Below are 18,408 nucleotides of genomic sequence, written 5' to 3'. Positions count from 1 at the left end.
GCCACAATGGATCGTGTTCGAGACCGGGTCGTGCCCGTCATCACCATCCTCGCTGTCATCGTCGTCGCCTGGTATGCCTTCGCCGTCTTCATGAACGCACCGTTCCAGCGCGATCTCGACCGACGGGCGGGCGAGACGCCGACGACAATGGAATTCATCGGCAAGACGCTGTCGCAGCCCAAGCCGACGATGCCCGCACCGCACCAGGTGGCGCAGAACTTCTTTGAAAACACCTTCCTCAGGAAGGTCACCAGTGCGCGCAGTCTCGTCTACCACTCGTGGGTGACGCTGTCATCGACGCTGCTCGGCTTCACCTTCGGCACGGCACTGGGCATCCTGATCGCCGTCGGCATCGTGCATGTGATCGCGCTCGACCGCAGCCTGATGCCGTGGATCATCGCTTCGCAGACGATCCCGATCCTTGCGGTGGCGCCGATGATCATCGTCGTTCTGGCGGCAATCGGCATTACCGGGCTGATCCCCAAGGCGCTGATTTCGACCTATCTGTCGTTCTTCCCTGTCGCCGTGGGCATGGTGAAGGGGCTGCGTTCGCCCGATCTCATGCACCTCGACCTGATGCATACCTACAATGCGAGTGCGTCGCAGACCTTCTGGAAGCTGCGCGTCCCGGCTTCGGTGCCGTTCCTGTTTGCCTCGATGAAAGTGGCGGTGGCGGCAAGCCTGGTCGGCGCCATCGTCGGTGAACTGCCAACGGGAGCGGTTGCGGGCATCGGCGCAAAACTGCTCGCGGGCTCCTACTACAGCCAGACCATCGACATGTGGGCAGCGCTCGTCGCCGGATCGGTGGTGGCGGCAATGCTGGTGGTGCTGGTGGGGATCGTCGGCAAGATTGTCGAACGCTCGATGGGTGGGAGGCCGGCATGATGAACTCCAAGCCGTCCTGGCAGGTCGGGCTGGCGGTGCTGCTTTGCGCCGTAGCCATGGCGACAATGCCGATGCTCGCCACGGAGGCTACGGCACCGATGTCGAGAGGCACGACGTCACTTGTCATCGGGCTGATCGCATTGAGCGGCGTTGCCTCCTTCGCCATGTTTGCCGGCATCGCCAGTGCCGCCCTGCTGTTCGTCGGCGCGCATGGCGCTGCCTGGTTGCTGATCGCGGGTGTTGCTGGCAATGAAGGCATGGCGCGCCTGCCATACTTCCTGCTGCTTGCCGCCGCCTGGCTGCTGGCCTGGCGTTGCGTCGCCGTGCTGTCGGCAGTCCGCCCGGTGTCGAAACAGGCAAGGACGTTGCTCAGGCTGCTTATCCCGGCGATATTCGGGGCGTGGATCCTGATCATATGGGAGGCGGTGACCCGCGGAGCGGGCATCCCCTTCATCCTGTTGCCGCCGCCGAGCGCAATTGCCGCGCGCATCGGCGCATCGCTACCGACCCTTGCCGCCGACGTGCGCCAGACGATCTTCAAGGCGGTTCTGTTCGGCTACGTCGTCGGCTGCGCCTCGGGCTTCGTCGTCGCGATCCTGGCCGATCGCGTGCCGTTCCTGCGCCGCGGGCTCCTGCCGATTGGCAACATGGTATCGGCGCTGCCGATCATCGGCGTGGCGCCCATCATGGTGATCTGGTTCGGCTTCGAGTGGCAGTCGAAGGCCGCCGTGGTCATCATCATGACCTTCTTCCCGATGCTGGTGAACACCGTTGCCGGCCTCGCCGCATCGGGCCACATGGAGCGCGACCTGATGCGCACCTATGCGTCCAACTACTGGCAGACGCTGTTCAAGCTGCGCCTGCCGGCCGCCGCCCCCTTCATCTTCAATGCGTTGAAGATCAACTCCACGCTGGCGCTTATCGGCGCCATCGTCGCCGAATTCTTCGGCACGCCGATCGTCGGCATGGGCTTCCGCATCTCGACCGAGATCGGGCGCATGAATGTCGACATGGTCTGGGCGGAGATCGCTGTTGCGGCTCTGGCCGGTTCCGTCTTCTATGGCGTGGTCGCCCTGATCGAGAGGGCCACCACTTTCTGGCATCCGTCTGTCCGTGGTGGGCGGGCGTGACCTGAGCTCCTTGGGCGGGGCCGCGGTCCAACTTCAGAGGGAAAGAAGAAGATGAAAAGACTGATGGTATCGTTGATGGCGGGAGCGATGTCGCTGGCCGCAGCACAAGCGGCACTCGCCGCCGACAAGGTGACGCTGCAGCTCAAATGGGTGACCCAGTCGCAATTCGCCGGCTACTACGTCGCCAAGGAGAAGGGCTTCTATGGCGAGGAAAACCTCGACGTCGACATCAAGCCGGGCGGTCCCGACATTGCGCCCGAGCAGGTGATCGCCGGCGGCGGTGCCGACGTCATCGTCGACTGGATGGGCGGCGCGCTCGCCGCCCGCGAGAAGGGTGTCGGCCTGGTCAACATCGCCCAGCCCTACAAGAAGGCCGGCATGGAGCTGGTCTGCCCGAAGGACGGCCCGGTCAAGACCGAAGCCGACTTCAAGGGCAAGACGCTGGGAGTCTGGTTCTTCGGCAATGAATATCCGTTCTTCGCCTGGATGAACAAGCTTGGCCTCAAGACCGAGGGCGGCGCCGATGGCGTGACGGTGCTGAAGCAGAGCTTCGACGTGCAGCCGTTGATTCAGAAGCAGGCCGACTGCATCTCGGTCATGACCTACAACGAGTACTGGCAGCTGATCGACGCCGGCTTCAAGCCGGAAGAGCTGACTGTCTTCAACTACACCGCCATGGGCAACGATCTGCTCGAGGATGGCCTCTATGCCATGGAAGACAAGCTCAAGGATCCGGCCTTCGAAGACAAGATGGTTCGCTTCGTGCGCGCCTCGATGAAGGGCTGGAAATATGCCGTCGACAATCCAGACGAGGCTGCCGGTATCGTCGTCGACAATGGCGGCCAGGACGAAAACCACCAGAAGCGCATGATGGGCGAGGTGGCCAAGCTGATCGACAATGCCGACGGCAAGCTGATCGAGGCGGCCTACAAGCGCACCGCCGACGCGCTGCTGGCACAGAAAATCATCACCAAGGAGCCTTCGGGCGCCTGGACTTCGGCAATCACCGACAAGGCGATCAAGTAAGCTTTTGGATGATTTCGGAAATCGGAAAGGGGCGGGCGACCGCCCCTTTTTTGTTTGAGGTTGGCGCTCGAGGTGCCTCCTCTTCTAGGCTCGCCTTTCAGGCGAACACCTCAGGACGAGGGCCGTTGTGGCAGAGGCGCTTCCCGGAAGGGCGTAGCGCCGTCAGGAGAGCGGGGCCAACTCCTGCGTCCTGAGTGCCTTTGAAGCGGGCCTCGAAGGACCCGCGCACGACCAAGGTGCGCCCGTCGGGCAGCCGGACGCTACTTCGCCAGCGTGTAGAAGGTCAGCGTGCGCGGCTCGCCCTTGGAATAGTTCATGCCTTCAATGATACCGCGCTGCCGGAGCGCGTCGGCACCACCGGGAATGGCGGCGAGGAAGGCTTTGCTTTCGGCTTCTGCGACGACGGCGATGGCGCAGGCGGGATCGGCGATGAGTGCCGCAGCCGCACCCTTGCCGTCGGTCAGCTGGGTGTTCGTGCCGGCGAGGAAAACGAGGCTTGGCTCGCCATAGCCGGCCGAGGCCAGCACGGAGGTCGGGCAGGGCTTCAGCTTCTCGAAGCGCTCGGCGATCTCAGGGCTGAGCCAGAGCGGCTTGAGCGGCGGCAGGATCTTCAGCGTCAGCACGCCAAAGACCGCAGCAGCCGCCGCCGCGGCGAAGGCGATGCGCTTGACCGGGTCCATGCCATCAGGCGCGCCGATGCCGTAGCGGGCGGCGATCAGGACGAGCACGGCGGCCAGCAGCCCCCACCAGGAGACATAGCCGAGGAAGTAGGGCGTGATGCCGAAAGCGATTGCCGAAAGGCCGATGCTGATACCGAACATGCCGAAGGCGCAAGCGCGGCGCAGCCAGAGCTGCCAGCGCGACAGCTCGATGCTGGCGGCCGATTTGGAGGTCAGCAGCCAGGCCATCAGCAGGATCATCGCCGGGTAGGCCGGCAGGGCGTAATGCGGCAACTTGGTCGGAATCAGCTCGATCGCCACCCAGTAGGGCAGGTACCAGGCAAGGCAGAACAGCAGGCGCGGGTCCTGCCGGAAGTTGTTGAGCGCCTTGAGCCCGCCTTCGAGTGCCACCAGCGCGAAGGGCCACATGAACAGCGAATAGGTCAGGAAATAATAGCCGGGCGGGAAACCGTGGGATTCCTGGCCGGAGCCGACCTTGCTCAGCAGGTCTTTGCCGACTGACTCCTGCCAGAATTCGGCGCCGGTCTTGAGCGTAATCAGGATCAGCCAAGGGGCCGCAACCAGAAGGGTCAACAGCAGGCCGGTGAATGGTCGAAGCTTGCGCAACCATGCGCGGTCCTTGTCGAAGACGACGAGGGCGGAGATGGTGAGCAGGCTGAGGAAGGGGATCACCGGTCCCTTGATCAGCAGCGCCAGGCCCTGTGCGGCCCAGAACAGCCAGTTGGCGTTGCCCTGCGGCCTGCCGGCCTTGTGGCCGAGATAGATGGTGGCTAGCGCGCCCTGGGCGAGCAGGGCGGTGGCGAGAAGGGTGGCATCGGTCTTGGCGATGCGCGCCTCGACGCCCAACATCAGGATGCCCATCATGCCGAGGCCGGCAATGACCCCGGCGCTGCGTCCGAACATGCGGTCGGCGATGAAGGCCAGCGCCAGCACCGAGAAGGTACCGGCGAGCACCGAGATCAGGCGGTAGACCCAGATCGGGGCGTCGCTGCCCTGGCCGCTCAGAAGCACCGCTGTGGATTGCAGCCAATAGATGCCGGCGGGCTTCTTGTAGCGCGGCACGTCCTGGAAGCGGATGTCGACATAGTCGCCGCTCTCGACCATCTGCTTGGTCGCCTGGACGAAGCGCGACTCGTCGCGGTCGGTCGGCGGCAACGTCGAGGTGCCCGGCGCAAAGGCGAACAACGCGAGCAGGCCCAAGAGGAGATAAGTCAGCGGCGTCAACGTTTTGCGGGACGTTGCGGAGGTTTTGAGTCCGATGGTCGACATGCCCGTGGTCAGTCCGTCTTGGACATAGCCAGGCGCCGCTCATTGGCGATCAGCCAGAGATTGCGGATGTAGATGAACAGGCCAAGCCCCTGGCCGGCAATGAAGACCGGGTCCTGGCGCTTGATGGCGTAGATCAGAAGCAGCGCGCCGCCGCCGAGCGAGAAGAACCAGAAGGCGATCGGTACGACCGAGCGCTTGGCGCGTTCGGAAGCGAGCCACTGCACCACAAAGCGCATGGTGAAGAAGCCCTGGGCAACGAAGCCGAGCAGGATCCAGCCGTCGAACTGGGCGATGAAAACGTCGTGCAGCCAGGTGCCGAGTTCCGAGATCAGGTTCATTGGCCAAGCTCCGTGACTGATGGCACGACCTTGCGGCGGCGGCGCAGCCACCACACGCCGAAGAGGTCGAGAACGCCGCGCAGGCCGCGATCGAGGATGCCGTAGTTGGACTTGCCGTGGATTCGCGAGCGGTCGACGACGTCGACATGGACCACGCCACGGCCTTCGCGCAGCGCAAGTGCCGGCAAATAGCGATGCCAGCCGTCGAAGAACGGCAACTGGCGGAACAGGTCAGTGTGCAGGGCTTTGAGGCCGCAGCCCGAGTCGCGGGTGCCGTCGTGCAGAATCCGCTCGCGCAGGCCGTTGGCAAAGCGCGAAGACAGCTGCTTGAGCTTGGTGTCGGTGCGTTTGAGACGCTGCCCTGCGGCGATGCCGACGGTGGGGCCGGCGGCAACAAGCGCGTCGGCGAGCTTGGGCAGGTAGGCCGGGTCGTTCTGGCCGTCGCCATCCATGGTGACGACGACGTCGCCTTTCGCGGCAAAAACCCCGGAACGGACGGCCGCACTCTGGCCGGCGGAACGGTCGTGCCTGACATGGCGCAGGCGGCCGGCGCTGCGCGCTAGCTCGGCGAGAACGTCTGGCGTGCGGTCGGTGGAGCCGTCGTCGACGACGATGATCTCGTAGTCGCGGCCGGCCATCGCGGCGTGAACCTCGCCGATCAGGATCGGCAGGTTCTCAGCCTCGTTCTTGCACGGAATGACGATTGAAATCATCAGTTTGCCTGGGGAAGGTTACAACAGGATGGCGAAATTCGCGGCCTCAATAGCATAAAGCCGCGTCTTTGCCACGATGGTTGCGCCTTTCCCTGAGCCAAGTTCCCAGTTGACTGCTGGGGCAGGTCTCACTTTTTCGAGATGTCCATTGGGGCAAGGTCTCCCTTGCCCCAATGCAATGCTCAGCGCTTGTCCCTGATGTCACTCAGCGTGCGCGTCGGCGTGATCGCTTCGGGATCGAGCTTGATCTCGAGGATCGACGGCTTGCCGCTGGCGCGTGCGCGTTCGAAGGCTGCGGCGAACTCGTCGGTCTCACGCACCGTCTCGCCATGGCCGCCATAGGCGCGGGCAAGGGCTGCGAAGTCAGGGTTCTTGAGGTCGGTTGCCTCGACACGGCCGGGATATTCGCGCTCCTGGTGCATGCGGATGGTGCCGTAGATGCCGTTGTTGACGACGATCACGATGATCGGCAGGCCGTATTGCACGGCGGTGGCGAATTCCTGGCCGTTCATCATGAAGCAGCCGTCGCCGGCAAAGGCGATGACCTCGCGCTCCGGGAACAGACCTTTGGCGGCAACCGCTGCCGGTGTGCCATAGCCCATCGAGCCGGAGGTCGGCGCTGCCTGCGTGCCGTAGCGGCGGAAGCGGTGGAAACGGTGCACCCAGGTGGCGTAGTTGCCGGCGCCATTGGTGAGGATGGCGTCCTCGGGCAGCACCTTTTCCAGCCAGTTCATGATCGGGCCCATCTGCACGGGGCCGGGGCCGGTGAGCGGCGGGGTCGACCAAGCGAGATAGTCGGCATGCGCCTTTTTCGTCTCCTCGGCCCAGCCTGGTACTGCCGGACCCTTGCGCCTGGCGAAAGCTCGCACGAAAGCGGCCGGCGAGGCGTTGATGGCGATCGTTGGCCGGTAGACGCGGCCGAGCTCGTCCGGATCGGCATGGACGTGGACGAGCTGCTGGTCCGGATAGGGGCTCTTGAGCAACGTGTAGTCGGACGACGGCATTTCGCCGAAGCGGCCGCCGATCAGCAGCACGAGGTCGGCTTCCTTGATGCGCGTGGCGAGTTTTGGATTGATGCCGATGCCGACATCGCCGGCATAGTTGGCGTGCAGGTGGTCGAACAGCATCTGGCGCCGGAACGAGACGCCGACCGGCAGCGACCATTTCTCTGATATCGCCTGAATGTCATCGAAAGCCAGGCGCTGGTCCCAGCGCGTGCCGCCGAGGATGACAAACGGGCGCTTGGCTGCGTTGAGCAGCGCCTCGACCCGGTCCAGCTCGGCCTCGCCAGGATGGGTTTCCACTTGTACGGCGGGAAGGGCGACAGGTGCCTCGACTTCGCTGGTCAGCATGTCCTCGGGCAACGAGATGACGACCGGGCCGGGACGGCCCGACGTCGCCACCGAAAAGGCGCGGGTGAGCAGCTCGGGAATGCGCGCGGCGTCGTCGATCTCGACAACCCATTTGGCGATGTCGCCGAAGAAGCGGCGGTAATTGACCTCCTGGAAGGCCTCGCGCTCCTTGGCGTGGCTCGCCACCTGGCCGATGAACAGGATCATTGGGATCGAATCCTGCATGGCGATATGAACACCGGCCGACGCATTGGTGGCGCCGGGACCGCGGGTGACGAAGCAGATTCCTGGCTTGCCGGTGAGGCGGCCGTGGCAGTCGGCCATCATCGCGGCACCGCCTTCCTGGCGGCAGACGATGCTCTGGACCCTGGAATCATGCAGGGCATCGAGCACGGCCAGATAGGATTCGCCCGGCACGCAATAGATGCGGTCGACGCCATTGGCCTCGAGCGCCTCGACGATCAGTTTTCCGCCGGTCTTCATTTCGCAGTCTTCTCCAGTTCGGCAAGGATCTCAGCGGTGTGTTGCCCGAGGCGCGGCGACGGGCGGTCATAGGCAAGCGGCGTCTCCGACATCACCATCGGCGCGCGCACCGACGGCAGCCTGTTGCCGAGGCCGTCGTCGAGGTCCAAGCGCATGCCGCGCGCGATCGCCTGCGGATCGGCGAAAGCCTGGCCGATGGTGTTGATCGGGCTTGCCGGCACCCCCGCAGCCTCGAGCTTTGCCAGCAACTCTTCGCGGCCGAAGCCGGCCAGGGCTGCGACGATCTTTTCGCGCAACGCGACGCGGTTGGCTACGCGGGCCGAGTTGGTGGCGAAGAGCGGGTCGGTGGCGATGGCTTCGAGCCCGACGATGGCGCAGAATTTCTGGAACTGGCCGTCATTGCCGACAGCAAGGATGAAGTGCCCGTCGCGCACCGGCAACACCTCGTAGGGCGAGATGTTGGGGTGGGCATTGCCCATCTGCACCGGCGAGTTGCCCGAGACGAGGTAGTTCAGGTTCTGGTTGGCGAGCACCGACATCTGGGCGTCGAACAGCGCCATGTCGACATGCTGGCCCTGGCCGGTGGCCTCGGCGTGACGCAGTGCCGCCTGGATGGCGATGACGGAGTAGAGCCCGGTGAATATGTCGGTGACGGCGACGCCGACCTTCTGCGGCTCGCCACCGGCGGGGCCGGTGATCGACATCAGTCCGGACATGCCCTGGACGATGAAGTCGTAGCCGGCGCGGGGGGCGTAGGGTCCGTCCTGGCCGAAGCCTGTGATCGAGCAATAGACCAGCTTCGGATTGATCTTCTTCAGGCTGTCATAGTCGAGGCCGTATTTCTTCAGGCCGCCGAGCTTGAAGTTCTCAATCAGCACGTCGGCGCCTGCGACCAGCTTGCGCACGATCTCGGCCCCTTCCGGCGTCGAGAAGTCGAGCGCGATCGAGCGCTTGCCGCGGTTGCAGGAATGATAATAGGCCGCCGAAAGGTTTTCGCCGTCATGCGAGGTGACGAAAGGCGGGCCCCATTTGCGGGTGTCGTCGCCGCCGTCAGGATTTTCGACCTTGATGACATCAGCCCCGAGGTCCGCCAGCAATTGCCCGGCCCAGGGACCGGCAAGGATGCGGGCAAGTTCGATGACGCGGATTCCGTGAAGAGGCGGATTGCTCATGAGGCACCAGATGTCATTTCAACAGATTGTACACAATTGGCTCTAACAGGAGTCCCGATTGGCCGCCACAGCGTTGGACTGGGCCAGCCCTGCCATTCACCGGGGAAGCGTCCGGTCGAGCCAACCGGCGAAATCGGCCATGATGGGTTCGCGGTTGATCTCGTTCAGGCTTTCGTGGCGGGTCTCGGGATAAACCTTTGAAACGAGATTCGAAAAGCCCATCCGGCGCAGCCGCCCGGCGAGCGCCTCGACAGCCTTGCCGCCATCGGTTGCGGGATCGCGTTGACCGCCGACCAGATTGAACGGCAAATCCCTGCGCACGCCGGCAAAGTTGCCGTCGTCGGCACCGGCGAAGACGAGGTCGAAGACATCGATCCACATCGACACCGACGCATCCCAACCGCAGAGCGGATCGGCGACATAGGCGTCGACCTCTGAGACATCGCGCGACAGCCAGTCGAATTCGGTGCGTCGGTTGGGAATCTTCCTGGCCCAGTCGCCGAAGGTCAGTTTGGGCAGCATGCGGGAGGGCACGTCCGAGCCCAGCCGGAAGCGCTCGAAGGCGAGGATCGCCTGCGCCAGGCGGCCAAGTATGCCGGCGGAGAAATTGGCGTTCCATATCGCGGCAGCAGCAACGCGTTCGGAGTGGCGCAGGACGAAATTGAGCGCGATCAGCCCGCCCATCGAATGACCGAAGACGACCACCGGCAGACCGGGATGCTTTCCGGCGATATGGTCGTGGATCGCCGCGATGTCGGCGACCACGATGTCAAAGCCGTTCTTGCCGGCGAAACGGCCCTTGGGCGCATCGGGGGCAGTTGTCGCGCCATGGCCGCGATGGTCGTGCGCATAGACATGGCAGCAGCGCGCGGCAAGGAAATCGGCGAAACGGGCGTAGCGCGCGCCATGCTCGGCGAGGCCGTGGTTGATCTGGACGACGGCACGGGCAGGTGTGTCGGCGTGCCTGACATAAAGATTGAGTTTTGCCCCGGTCGGGGAGGCAAGCGTGGTGGTGGTGTCGAACGGCATTGCTGTCTCCCCCGGTGCGGACTGTCGGGGATGTCAGGTGCGCCCGTCAAGGCCGGCGAACCGTGGTGCACAGGGACAATGTCAGGAGTTGTCACGACGTCCCTTGTTCGGCGGAAGCCAGCCCATATATTGCGCTAACCTCAGAACCGGCCGCCCCCGCCGGCATTTTTCGCGATTTTCCGTACCATTCCCAGCTGAAGTGATGATCGTCATGCAGCCGATTATTTCCGTTTCCAATCTTTCCAAGACCTATGCGTCGGGCTTTTCGGCGCTGAAGAACATCAATCTGGACATTCGCCGCGGCGAGATTTTTGCGCTGCTCGGGCCCAATGGTGCCGGCAAGACGACGCTGATCAGCGTCATCTGCGGCATCGTCAATCCGACTTCGGGCACCGTACTGGCCGATGGCCACGACATCGTTCGTGACTATCGTGCGGCGCGCACGCTGATCGGCCTGGTGCCGCAGGAGCTGACGACCGACGCCTTCGAGACGGTGTGGGCGACGGTGAGCTTCAGCCGCGGCCTGTTCGGCAAGCCGGCCAATCCGGCCCACATCGAAAAGATCCTCAAGGACCTCTCCCTGTGGGACAAGAAGGACAACAAGATCATCACCTTGTCGGGCGGCATGAAGCGCCGCGTGATGATTGCCAAGGCGCTGTCGCATGAACCGCAGATTCTGTTCCTCGACGAACCCACGGCAGGTGTCGATGTCGAGCTCCGGCGGGACATGTGGGAGGTGGTGCGCCTGCTGCGCGAAACCGGCGTTACGATCATCCTGACCACGCACTATATCGAAGAAGCCGAGCAGATGGCCGACCGCGTCGGCGTGATCAGCCATGGCGAGATCATCCTGGTCGAGGAAAAGGCCGAGCTGATGCGCAAGCTTGGCCGCAAGCAACTGACGCTGCAGCTGCAGCAGCCGCTGGAGCAGGTACCGCCGGCGCTTTCGAGCCACGGGCTCGAACTGTCCGAGGACGGCAACGAGCTCATCTACACCTACGACACCCAAGGCGAGCGGACGGGCATTACGGCCCTGCTCAAGGACCTCAACGACGCCGGAATCCGCTTCCGCGACCTGCAGACCAAGCAGAGCTCGCTGGAAGAGATCTTCGTCAATCTGGTGAGTGAACGGCGATGAATTTTTACGCGATCCGCGCAATCTATCTGTTCGAAATGGCGCGTACGTGGCGCACGCTGCTGCAGAGCATCGTCTCGCCGGTCATCTCGACCTCGCTCTATTTCGTCGTTTTTGGTGCGGCCATCGGCTCGCGCATCAGCGAGATCAACGGCATCAGCTATGGCGCCTTCATCGTGCCCGGCCTGGTCATGCTGTCGCTGTTGACCCAGAGCATTTCCAACGCATCGTTCGGCATCTACTTCCCGAAATTCGTCGGCACTATCTACGAGCTTTTGTCGGCGCCGGTGTCCTATCTGGAGATCGTCATCGCCTATGTCGGGGCGGCGGCGTCCAAGTCGATCATTTTAGGCGTGATCATCCTTGCCACCGCGGCCCTGTTCGTTCCGCTGCAGGTCCAGCATCCGGTCTGGATGCTGCTGTTTTTGGTGCTGACGGCGGTAACCTTCAGCCTGTTCGGCTTCATCATCGGCATCTGGGCGCGCAGCTTCGAGCAATTGCAGCTGGTGCCGCTGCTGATCGTTACCCCGCTGACCTTCCTGGGCGGCAGCTTCTACTCTATCGACATGCTGCCGCCGTTCTGGCGCACGGTGTCGCTGTTCAATCCGGTGGTCTATCTGGTGAGCGGCTTCCGCTGGAGCTTCTTCGGCGTCTCCGACGTCAATGTCGGCATCAGCCTCGGCATGACGCTGGTGTTCCTGGCGGCCTGCCTTGCCGCCGTCTGGTGGATCTTCAGGACTGGCTGGCGCATCAAGGTGTAACAGAAGGGCGGAGGCTTACTCCGCCCATTCGCTGTCGGCGGTGAAGGCGATCGTCAGCCAGCGGTCGGGGCCTTCGTCGCCGAGTTCGTCGCCAATCTCGTTGCGCAGGGCGTCCCATTCCTCGATGGTCCTGGCGGGCAGGCCGGGCGGGACGATGAAATAGAGCTCGACCTGCATCAGGCGGCCGACCTTGGCGACATAGGCGCGGTATGAGACGAAGCCGTGCTTCTTCACCGTTGCCCGTGCGACCTCGTCGACATGTGCCTTGAGCGCCTCGGGCGTGATCAGCAGAATGTCGGAGAAGGCCTGGCGAATTGTGCCGATGGGCATCGGGATGATGACCAGGCAGACAAGCGCGAGCACAGCCGGATCGACATAAGGCGCTGTCCAGGCAAGCTTTGAGCCTTCGACTAGCCAGCCGCCGATGAAGGCGATCAACAGTGCCGCGGTGATGCCGCCCGACATCATCCAGGCGGTGACGTCGAGCGCCACGAAGTCGGACTGGATCGTCCGGTTGGCGCGGCTGCCGATGGTCGCCATCGTCAGGCATGCGGCAAGGGTGACGGCCGCATAGATGATGGCGAAATCGAATTCGAGATGATGTCCGCCGGCCAAAAGGTTGGCGACAGCATTGATCAGCGCGTAGCAGGAGACGCTGATCAGCACGATGCCGTTCAGGCCGAGCACGATGGGCTCGAGATGCCAGAAGCCAAACGAGAAGCGCTTGTGCAGGCGTCGGTTGTGGGTGGCATTGCTGGTGATGAGGCGGGCGACGATCAGCGCCAGGATGGTCATCGTCGCATCGGCGAGCGAATAGGCGCCGTCGAAGGCGATGGAGAAGGAGCCGCTGAGGACGCCGAAGACGATGCCGAACAGCGCGACGACGAACGTCACGGCGATTGACATCCGAAGCAGATTTGTTTCGGTTTTCATGGGTCAGCTATGAAATAGCCGCCTGCGGATGTCCATCGCTGACGGCTTGAGGGCGGTCTTGCCTCAGATCGCCTTGCCGTTCGAGGCCAGGCGGAAGCTCTCGCGGCCGCCGCTCGGCACCACGATCATCTGCTTGACCTTGCCCTGCTTGAAGGCGGTGAGGAAGCGCTTGTAGTCGGCGAAGGCGACGCAGCCATGCGACTCCTCGCGCCCACCGCGCAGCAAATAGCTATGCGTCAGGAAGCCGTCGCGGCCATATTTGTTCTTGCCGTCGACCGGCAGCATGCGGATCGCCTCGACGCCGTGGAAGCGGCTCTCGCGCATCTTGAGATTGTAGGTGTGGGGCGGGGTCGGGCCGTTCATCTTGACGTGGACGTAGCGCGGGTTGTCGGCCATGTTGCCGATGCCCGAATGTGCCTCGAGCACGCTGCCGTCGGGCATGTAGACCTTGGCGGCGCTGATGTCATAGACCGCTACGCCGTTGCCGGCGCGGGTCTTACCGCCGAACAGGCTGCGCAGCGACTGGCCGAGCGTGCTGCCCGGCTTGTCCTCGGGAATTTCCGGGCGCGCATAGGCGAGTTTTTGCGGCTTTCGGGTTTCTGGCTTTTCGACCACCTTCGGTGCACTGACCTCGGGATCGGGGACGTTCGCCTTGCCGACATCTGCAGGCTCGGCGGCAGCGACTTCGGGGCGGAGTTCCGGACGGGGGCCGGCCGACGGGGTTTCGGCATAGTCGGGCAGGGCGGCCGCTTCTGCTTCAGCTTGTGCCGCGGCGAGTTCCTCTTCGGAAGACCCGGTCAGAAGGGTCGACAGTGCAGTGTCGGCAGCGCCGCCAGGCGACGGATCAGCATAAGCGAGGATGGTCGGGCGCTCTGCGACCGAAGCTGGCAAGGATACCGGCTGATCGGCGCTCTCTGCGGCGTCGGCAAGCTGTCTCAGTTCGACGGAACTGGCCGCGAACAGGCTGGCGAGCTTCTTGGAGCTCAGATCAGCCTTGCTGGCTATGGTGTCGAAGCGGGCGGCATTGCTGTTTGCGGGCGCGGCAGCCGCTACGGTTGCATGGCGGGCTGATTTGCCCAGACTGCCGGCTAGGCTGGCCATGGCGGCGGGCTTGGCGCCGTTGGCGGATATCAAGGGCTTGGTCGAGGCGGCGAGCCGCGATGCCTTGTCGGTACTGACATAGGCCGTGAGCCGCGCCTGCTTGACGATCACCGGCTGCGCGTGCGGCTTGGGCGCCAGGTGGGCCGGATCGAAGGCGCTGACATTGCTTAATGCGGCCATGCCGGCCATCGACCACGCTGCCATGCCGGCGAAAGCCGTGCCGACACAAGCGATGACAAACGGGCGCACCAGACGGCGCAAGGATTGTGGACGAACGATTTTACTCAAAACGCGTAGCAGACCAGTTGTCCCGCAACATCGTGCGGCCGGCGAAGCGACCGCAGTGCGTGATTTCCGGAATGTCCCCAACTCGACAGAACGATGGAGAAAGGATGGACAAATGTGGTTAATTTTTGCTTTGCGTCCGAGCGATGTGTCGCGCTCGCGCTCGGCTGCTCCAGCCGTACGCGTATAGCCAAATTGCCAATACCAAAAATCAGCTGTTGTCGGCGCTCGCTGCGGCAGGCGAATTCTGGCTGCGGCGTGCAACGTCGATGCACTCGGTCAGGTGCTCGCGCACCCTTTCAGCAGTTTCCAGGTCGAAGTTGATGTAATTGGTAGGGGAGCCCTGCGCGCCGGCATAGCCGTCAGGTATCATGGCGAGCGATATGTAGAATTTGGCGCCATCTATAGATTTCTTCACGCGCCACTCAAAGAACGAGCTCAGGTTGGTGCCACGTTCTCGCGGCGTTGCAAAAATGACGTCGCCAAGGAGAGCGTTCAGAGATTTTGACCGGGAGAACAGCTTTCTGAATACGGGCCACACCTGCCTGCTGCCTCCCAGCTAACCTTTGTTCAAGCGCAATGCTTACCATCTGTCGCACGGGCCTGATTGGGCTGCAATTGGCACGTTGGTGGGACATTCAGCCAAGTGTGTTCTTGTGGATCGTGCCGTCCTTCATGATCACGACCATGTTCTTTCCTGGCTCGCTGATCAGGTCGATATTTTCGAGCGGATTTCCGTCCAGAAGGAGCATGTCGGCGAGGGCGCCTGGTTCGATCACGCCGAGCTTGCCGGGATAGGGATTGCGCAGATTGGACAGCGCCAGCAGCTGCGCATTCCCCGAAGTTGCCATGCGGAGTGCCTCGGCATTGGAGTAGAAATTGCTGAGATGGGTGAACATGACGCTTTGGCGCGCGGTCATTGCCGGCGAAAACAGCACGTCGGAACCCCACGCGGTCCTGATGCCGTGCTTGCGAACAAACTCGTAGACCTTGGGAGTGCCGGCGAACAGCTGCTGTATGCGTTCCGCGCTTGGACCGGTCTGAGGCTCAGCATCCTCGACGGTGAGGAATGGCTGCATGCTGAGCCATACGTCTTTTTCGGCAAAGAGCTTTGCCGTCGCCTCATCCATCAGGTGCGCATGCTCGACGCAGGCCGCTCCGGCGTTGATCGCCCGCTGAACGGTGTTGGGGGCATAGGCGTGGACGGTGATGTATGTATTCCAGTCTTTTGCCACAGAGACGGCAGCGCGTATCTCGTCTTCGGCAAAGGTCGACATGTCGAGCGGGCTGCGCGGCGACGAAACCCCGCCACCGCCGACAAGCTTGATCTGCGATGCCCCCTGGATCAGCTGCTCGCGGATGCGCATCTTCAAGTCGGGAATGCCATCGACGACCGCGTTGGCTCCCATCAGTTCGCCGACGCTGAGCTGGTTGCCATCTCGCGGGATCTCTGTCGGCATGCGCAAATCGCCGTGGCCTCCTGTCGTCGTGATCATCGCTCCGCAGGGAAAGATGCGTGGGCCCGGAACTATGCCGCTGTCGACAGCCTGTTTGAACGAGAAAACCGGACCACCCAAATCCCGGATCGTGGTGAAGCCGCGCAGCAAGGTACGCTCTGCCTCGGCGGTGGTGGCAGCGAAGATGATGCCCGGATCGCCCGCCAGCAGTACGTTCAACGGCACCGCCGCAAACACCGTATGCCAGTGGGCGTCGATCAGGCCCGGCATGAGCACACGATCGCCGCAGTCGATGACAGTTGCGTCGGAGGGTGCTGCGCTGTTTTTCGTGTCTACCGCTGCGACACGGTTGCCTTCGACCAGGACCTGAACGCCAGTCTTGAGTGTGTCGGAGGTGCCGTCGAACAGCCTGACCTGCCTGAACAGGGTTTTTTGTGACGGGCCGGGTGCCTGGGCCAGGGAAGGCGAGGCAAGAGCGGCAAAGCTTGCTCCCATGCCCGCCATGAAGCCGCGTCGCGTAAGGGCCTCGAGGCGTCGCGATGCCTGCTGAATCTCGGGGCTGAAGCAGCTGCAGCCGGTTCCGTGAACGAGGTGCTGGTACTTCTGACCTAACCGGAGCATTGCATCCCCCATCAGCCTTCGAGCGAAATTAATGTAGTCCCATGGGAGGCATTGGCAACCTTAGATATTGCCTTGGCAAGAATACCACCAAGGTGATCTGGATGGTCCTCTTGCCTGTTGGCGCGGGCACGACCGAGGCGTGGTGTCCGGACAGTGCTCGGACGCGCGTGTCATCGCGATGTTCGCCCCGAAAGCATTTGCCGTTTGGGGTGGGATGGCCTACATAGCGCGCAAATCTCCGTTCACCTGAAGCAGGATACGCGCGCGTGGCACGCCAGTTCATCTATCACATGTCGGGACTGACCAAGTCCTACGGCACCAAGAAGGTGCTGGAAAACCTCAACCTGTCGTTCTACCCGGATGCCAAGATCGGCATCCTCGGCCCCAACGGCGCGGGCAAGTCGACCGTGCTCAAGATCATGGCCGGCCTCGACAAGGAGTGGTCGGGCGAAGCCTGGCTGGCTGACGGCGCCACCGTCGGCTACCTGGCGCAGGAGCCGCATCTCGACCCGGCCAAGACCGTGTTCGAGAACGTCATGGACGGTGTCTCCAAGAAGACCGCCATCATCGAGCGCTACAACGAGCTGATGATGAACTACTCCGACGAGACCGCCGACGAGGGCGCCAAGCTGCAGGACGAGATGGATCGCCTCAACCTGTGGGACCTGGAACAGCAGGTCGAGATGGCGATGGACGCCCTGCAGTGCCCGCCCGGCGATTCTGAAGTGACCCAGCTGTCGGGTGGCGAACGCCGCCGCATCGCGCTGTGCCGCTTGCTGCTCGAACAGCCCGACCTTCTGCTGCTCGACGAACCGACCAACCATCTCGACGCCGAGACCACGGCTTGGCTGGAAAAGCACCTGCGCGACTATCCAGGCTCGGTGCTGATCATCACCCACGATCGCTACTTCCTCGACAACGTCACCGGCTGGATCCTCGAACTCGATCGTGGCCGCGGCATCCCTTATGAGGGCAACTACACCAAATATCTCGACGCCAAGGCCAAGCGCCTGATCCAGGAAGGTCGCGAAGACGATTCGCGCCAGAAGGCGATCTGGCGCGAGCGCGAGTGGATCGCATCCTCGCCCAAGGCACGCCAGACCAAGTCGAAGGCGCGTATCAAGGCCTATGAGGAGTTGGTCGAGCAGTCGCAGAACCGCAAGCCGACCGACACGCAGATCGTCATCCCGGCCGGCGAACGCCTCGGCAATGTGGTGATCGAGGTCGATAGCGTGAACAAGGGTTATGGCGACGAGCTTTTGATCGAAAACCTGAACTTCAAGCTGCCGCCCGGCGGCATCGTCGGCGTCATCGGCCCCAACGGCGCGGGCAAGACCACGCTGTTCAGGATGATCACCGGCCAGGAAACGCCCGATAGCGGCACGATCCGCGTCGGCGAGACCGTCAAGCTCGGTTATGTCGACCAGAGCCGCGATGCGCTCGACCCGACCAAGACGGTCTGGGAAGAGATTTCTGGCGGCGCCGAAGTCATCAAGCTCGGCAAGCATGAAGTGAACAGCCGCGCCTATTGCTCGTCGTTCAACTTCCGCGGTGGCGACCAGCAGCAGCGCGTCGGCAACCTGTCGGGTGGTCAGCGCAACCGCGTCCACCTCGCCAAGATGCTGAAGAACGGCGGCAACGTCCTGCTGCTCGACGAACCGACCAACGATCTCGACACCGAGACGCTGGGCGCGCTCGAAGACGCACTGGAAGCATATGCCGGCTGCGCCGTCATCATCTCCCACGATCGTATGTTCCTCGACCGCATGGCCACCCACATGCTGGCCTATGAAGGCGATGCGCATGTCGAGTGGTTCGAAGGCAACTTCGAAGAGTACGAGAAGGACAAGATCCGTCGTCTCGGCGCCGATGCGGCCACCCCGCACCGGATGAGCCACAAGCGCCTGACGCGCTGACAGACCAAGAAAACGCCCCGCCCAAAATGAACTGACCCCCGAAAGTTGGACACAACCTTCGGGGGTTTTGCATGTCCAAACACAGTGCGCGTTTCAAGCGCTCGGTTGTCGATAGCTATTTG

Annotated in this window: 16 protein-coding genes; 6 read left to right on the top strand and 10 right to left on the bottom strand. The window is 63.1% G+C overall.

Features of this window, described 5'->3' with window-relative positions; genetic code table 11:
- The first annotated feature begins 6 nt into the window (after positions 1 to 6).
- Genes HNQ95_RS00080 through HNQ95_RS00070 form a run of 3 tightly spaced genes read left to right on the top strand, consistent with a single transcriptional unit; the run spans position 7 to position 3,041 of the window.
- Positions 7 to 885: an ABC transporter permease gene (locus HNQ95_RS00080; protein WP_154386322.1), complete on the top strand. Its 879-nt coding sequence runs from the start codon at positions 7 to 9 to the stop codon at positions 883 to 885.
- Entirely contained in the window at positions 882 to 2,015 is a 1,134-nt protein-coding gene (locus HNQ95_RS00075) for an ABC transporter permease (RefSeq protein WP_371818560.1), read from the top strand. The genes HNQ95_RS00080 and HNQ95_RS00075 overlap by 4 nt, the downstream gene beginning before the upstream one ends.
- Before the next feature lie 51 nt (positions 2,016 to 2,066).
- On the top strand, positions 2,067 to 3,041 hold the full coding sequence (locus tag HNQ95_RS00070; protein WP_067960286.1) for an ABC transporter substrate-binding protein: 975 nt from the start codon (positions 2,067 to 2,069) through the stop codon (positions 3,039 to 3,041).
- Between the two features lie 260 nt (positions 3,042 to 3,301).
- Here HNQ95_RS00070 and HNQ95_RS00065 read toward each other — a convergent pair whose 3' ends face one another.
- The 6 genes from HNQ95_RS00065 to HNQ95_RS00040 all read right to left on the bottom strand — a co-directional run bounded on the left by HNQ95_RS00065 (position 3,302) and on the right by HNQ95_RS00040 (position 10,077).
- On the bottom strand, positions 3,302 to 4,945 hold the full coding sequence (locus tag HNQ95_RS00065; protein ID WP_312874153.1) for an ArnT family glycosyltransferase: 1,644 nt from the start codon (positions 4,943 to 4,945) through the stop codon (positions 3,302 to 3,304).
- Positions 4,946 to 4,998: 53 nt separating this feature from the next.
- Complete coding sequence (locus HNQ95_RS00060; protein ID WP_067960293.1) at positions 4,999 to 5,328, bottom strand: lipid-A-disaccharide synthase N-terminal domain-containing protein; 330 nt, start codon at positions 5,326 to 5,328, stop codon at positions 4,999 to 5,001.
- A complete protein-coding gene (locus tag HNQ95_RS00055; protein ID WP_067960294.1) occupies positions 5,325 to 6,041 on the bottom strand; it encodes a glycosyltransferase family 2 protein in 717 nt (238 codons plus the stop codon). The genes HNQ95_RS00060 and HNQ95_RS00055 overlap by 4 nt, the downstream gene beginning before the upstream one ends.
- 182 nt (positions 6,042 to 6,223) lie before the next feature.
- Positions 6,224 to 7,876 (bottom strand): thiamine pyrophosphate-binding protein, encoded by a 1,653-nt coding sequence (locus HNQ95_RS00050; protein ID WP_154386320.1) that lies wholly within the window; start codon positions 7,874 to 7,876, stop codon positions 6,224 to 6,226.
- A complete protein-coding gene (locus tag HNQ95_RS00045) occupies positions 7,873 to 9,048 on the bottom strand; it encodes a CaiB/BaiF CoA transferase family protein (RefSeq protein ID WP_067960299.1) in 1,176 nt (391 codons plus the stop codon). The genes HNQ95_RS00050 and HNQ95_RS00045 overlap by 4 nt, the downstream gene beginning before the upstream one ends.
- A 96-nt stretch (positions 9,049 to 9,144) precedes the next feature.
- On the bottom strand, positions 9,145 to 10,077 hold the full coding sequence (locus tag HNQ95_RS00040) for an alpha/beta fold hydrolase (RefSeq protein WP_154386319.1): 933 nt from the start codon (positions 10,075 to 10,077) through the stop codon (positions 9,145 to 9,147).
- 211 nt (positions 10,078 to 10,288) lie between these two features.
- Here HNQ95_RS00040 and HNQ95_RS00035 point away from each other — a divergent pair, with 211 nt between their 5' ends.
- A complete protein-coding gene (locus HNQ95_RS00035; protein WP_067966320.1) occupies positions 10,289 to 11,215 on the top strand; it encodes an ABC transporter ATP-binding protein in 927 nt (308 codons plus the stop codon).
- Positions 11,212 to 11,973 (top strand): ABC transporter permease, encoded by a 762-nt coding sequence (locus HNQ95_RS00030; protein WP_154386318.1) that lies wholly within the window; start codon positions 11,212 to 11,214, stop codon positions 11,971 to 11,973. The genes HNQ95_RS00035 and HNQ95_RS00030 overlap by 4 nt, the downstream gene beginning before the upstream one ends.
- Positions 11,974 to 11,988: 15 nt before the next feature.
- Here HNQ95_RS00030 and HNQ95_RS00025 read toward each other — a convergent pair whose 3' ends face one another.
- From HNQ95_RS00025 to HNQ95_RS00010, 4 genes are all read right to left on the bottom strand, one after another.
- Positions 11,989 to 12,906 carry a cation diffusion facilitator family transporter gene (locus tag HNQ95_RS00025; protein ID WP_182573202.1) on the bottom strand — a complete coding sequence of 306 codons (918 nt, stop codon included), beginning with the start codon at positions 12,904 to 12,906 and terminating at the stop codon, positions 11,989 to 11,991.
- Between the two features lie 63 nt (positions 12,907 to 12,969).
- Positions 12,970 to 14,256: a DUF2778 domain-containing protein gene (locus tag HNQ95_RS00020; protein WP_246786984.1), complete on the bottom strand. Its 1,287-nt coding sequence runs from the start codon at positions 14,254 to 14,256 to the stop codon at positions 12,970 to 12,972.
- 247 nt (positions 14,257 to 14,503) lie between these two features.
- On the bottom strand, positions 14,504 to 14,833 hold the full coding sequence (locus HNQ95_RS00015) for a hypothetical protein (protein ID WP_154386316.1): 330 nt from the start codon (positions 14,831 to 14,833) through the stop codon (positions 14,504 to 14,506).
- Between the two features lie 97 nt (positions 14,834 to 14,930).
- A complete protein-coding gene (locus tag HNQ95_RS00010; RefSeq protein WP_182573201.1) occupies positions 14,931 to 16,370 on the bottom strand; it encodes a metal-dependent hydrolase family protein in 1,440 nt (479 codons plus the stop codon).
- Between the two features lie 266 nt (positions 16,371 to 16,636).
- Here HNQ95_RS00010 and ettA point away from each other — a divergent pair, with 266 nt between their 5' ends.
- Positions 16,637 to 18,286 carry an energy-dependent translational throttle protein EttA gene (ettA, locus tag HNQ95_RS00005; RefSeq protein ID WP_067960305.1) on the top strand — a complete coding sequence of 550 codons (1,650 nt, stop codon included), beginning with the start codon at positions 16,637 to 16,639 and terminating at the stop codon, positions 18,284 to 18,286.
- The last annotated feature ends 122 nt before the right edge of the window (positions 18,287 to 18,408 follow it).

The organism is Aminobacter ciceronei (genome assembly GCF_014138625.1).
Taxonomy (GTDB): domain Bacteria; phylum Pseudomonadota; class Alphaproteobacteria; order Rhizobiales; family Rhizobiaceae; genus Aminobacter; species Aminobacter ciceronei.
This window is presented reverse-complemented; position numbering and strand designations above follow the sequence as displayed.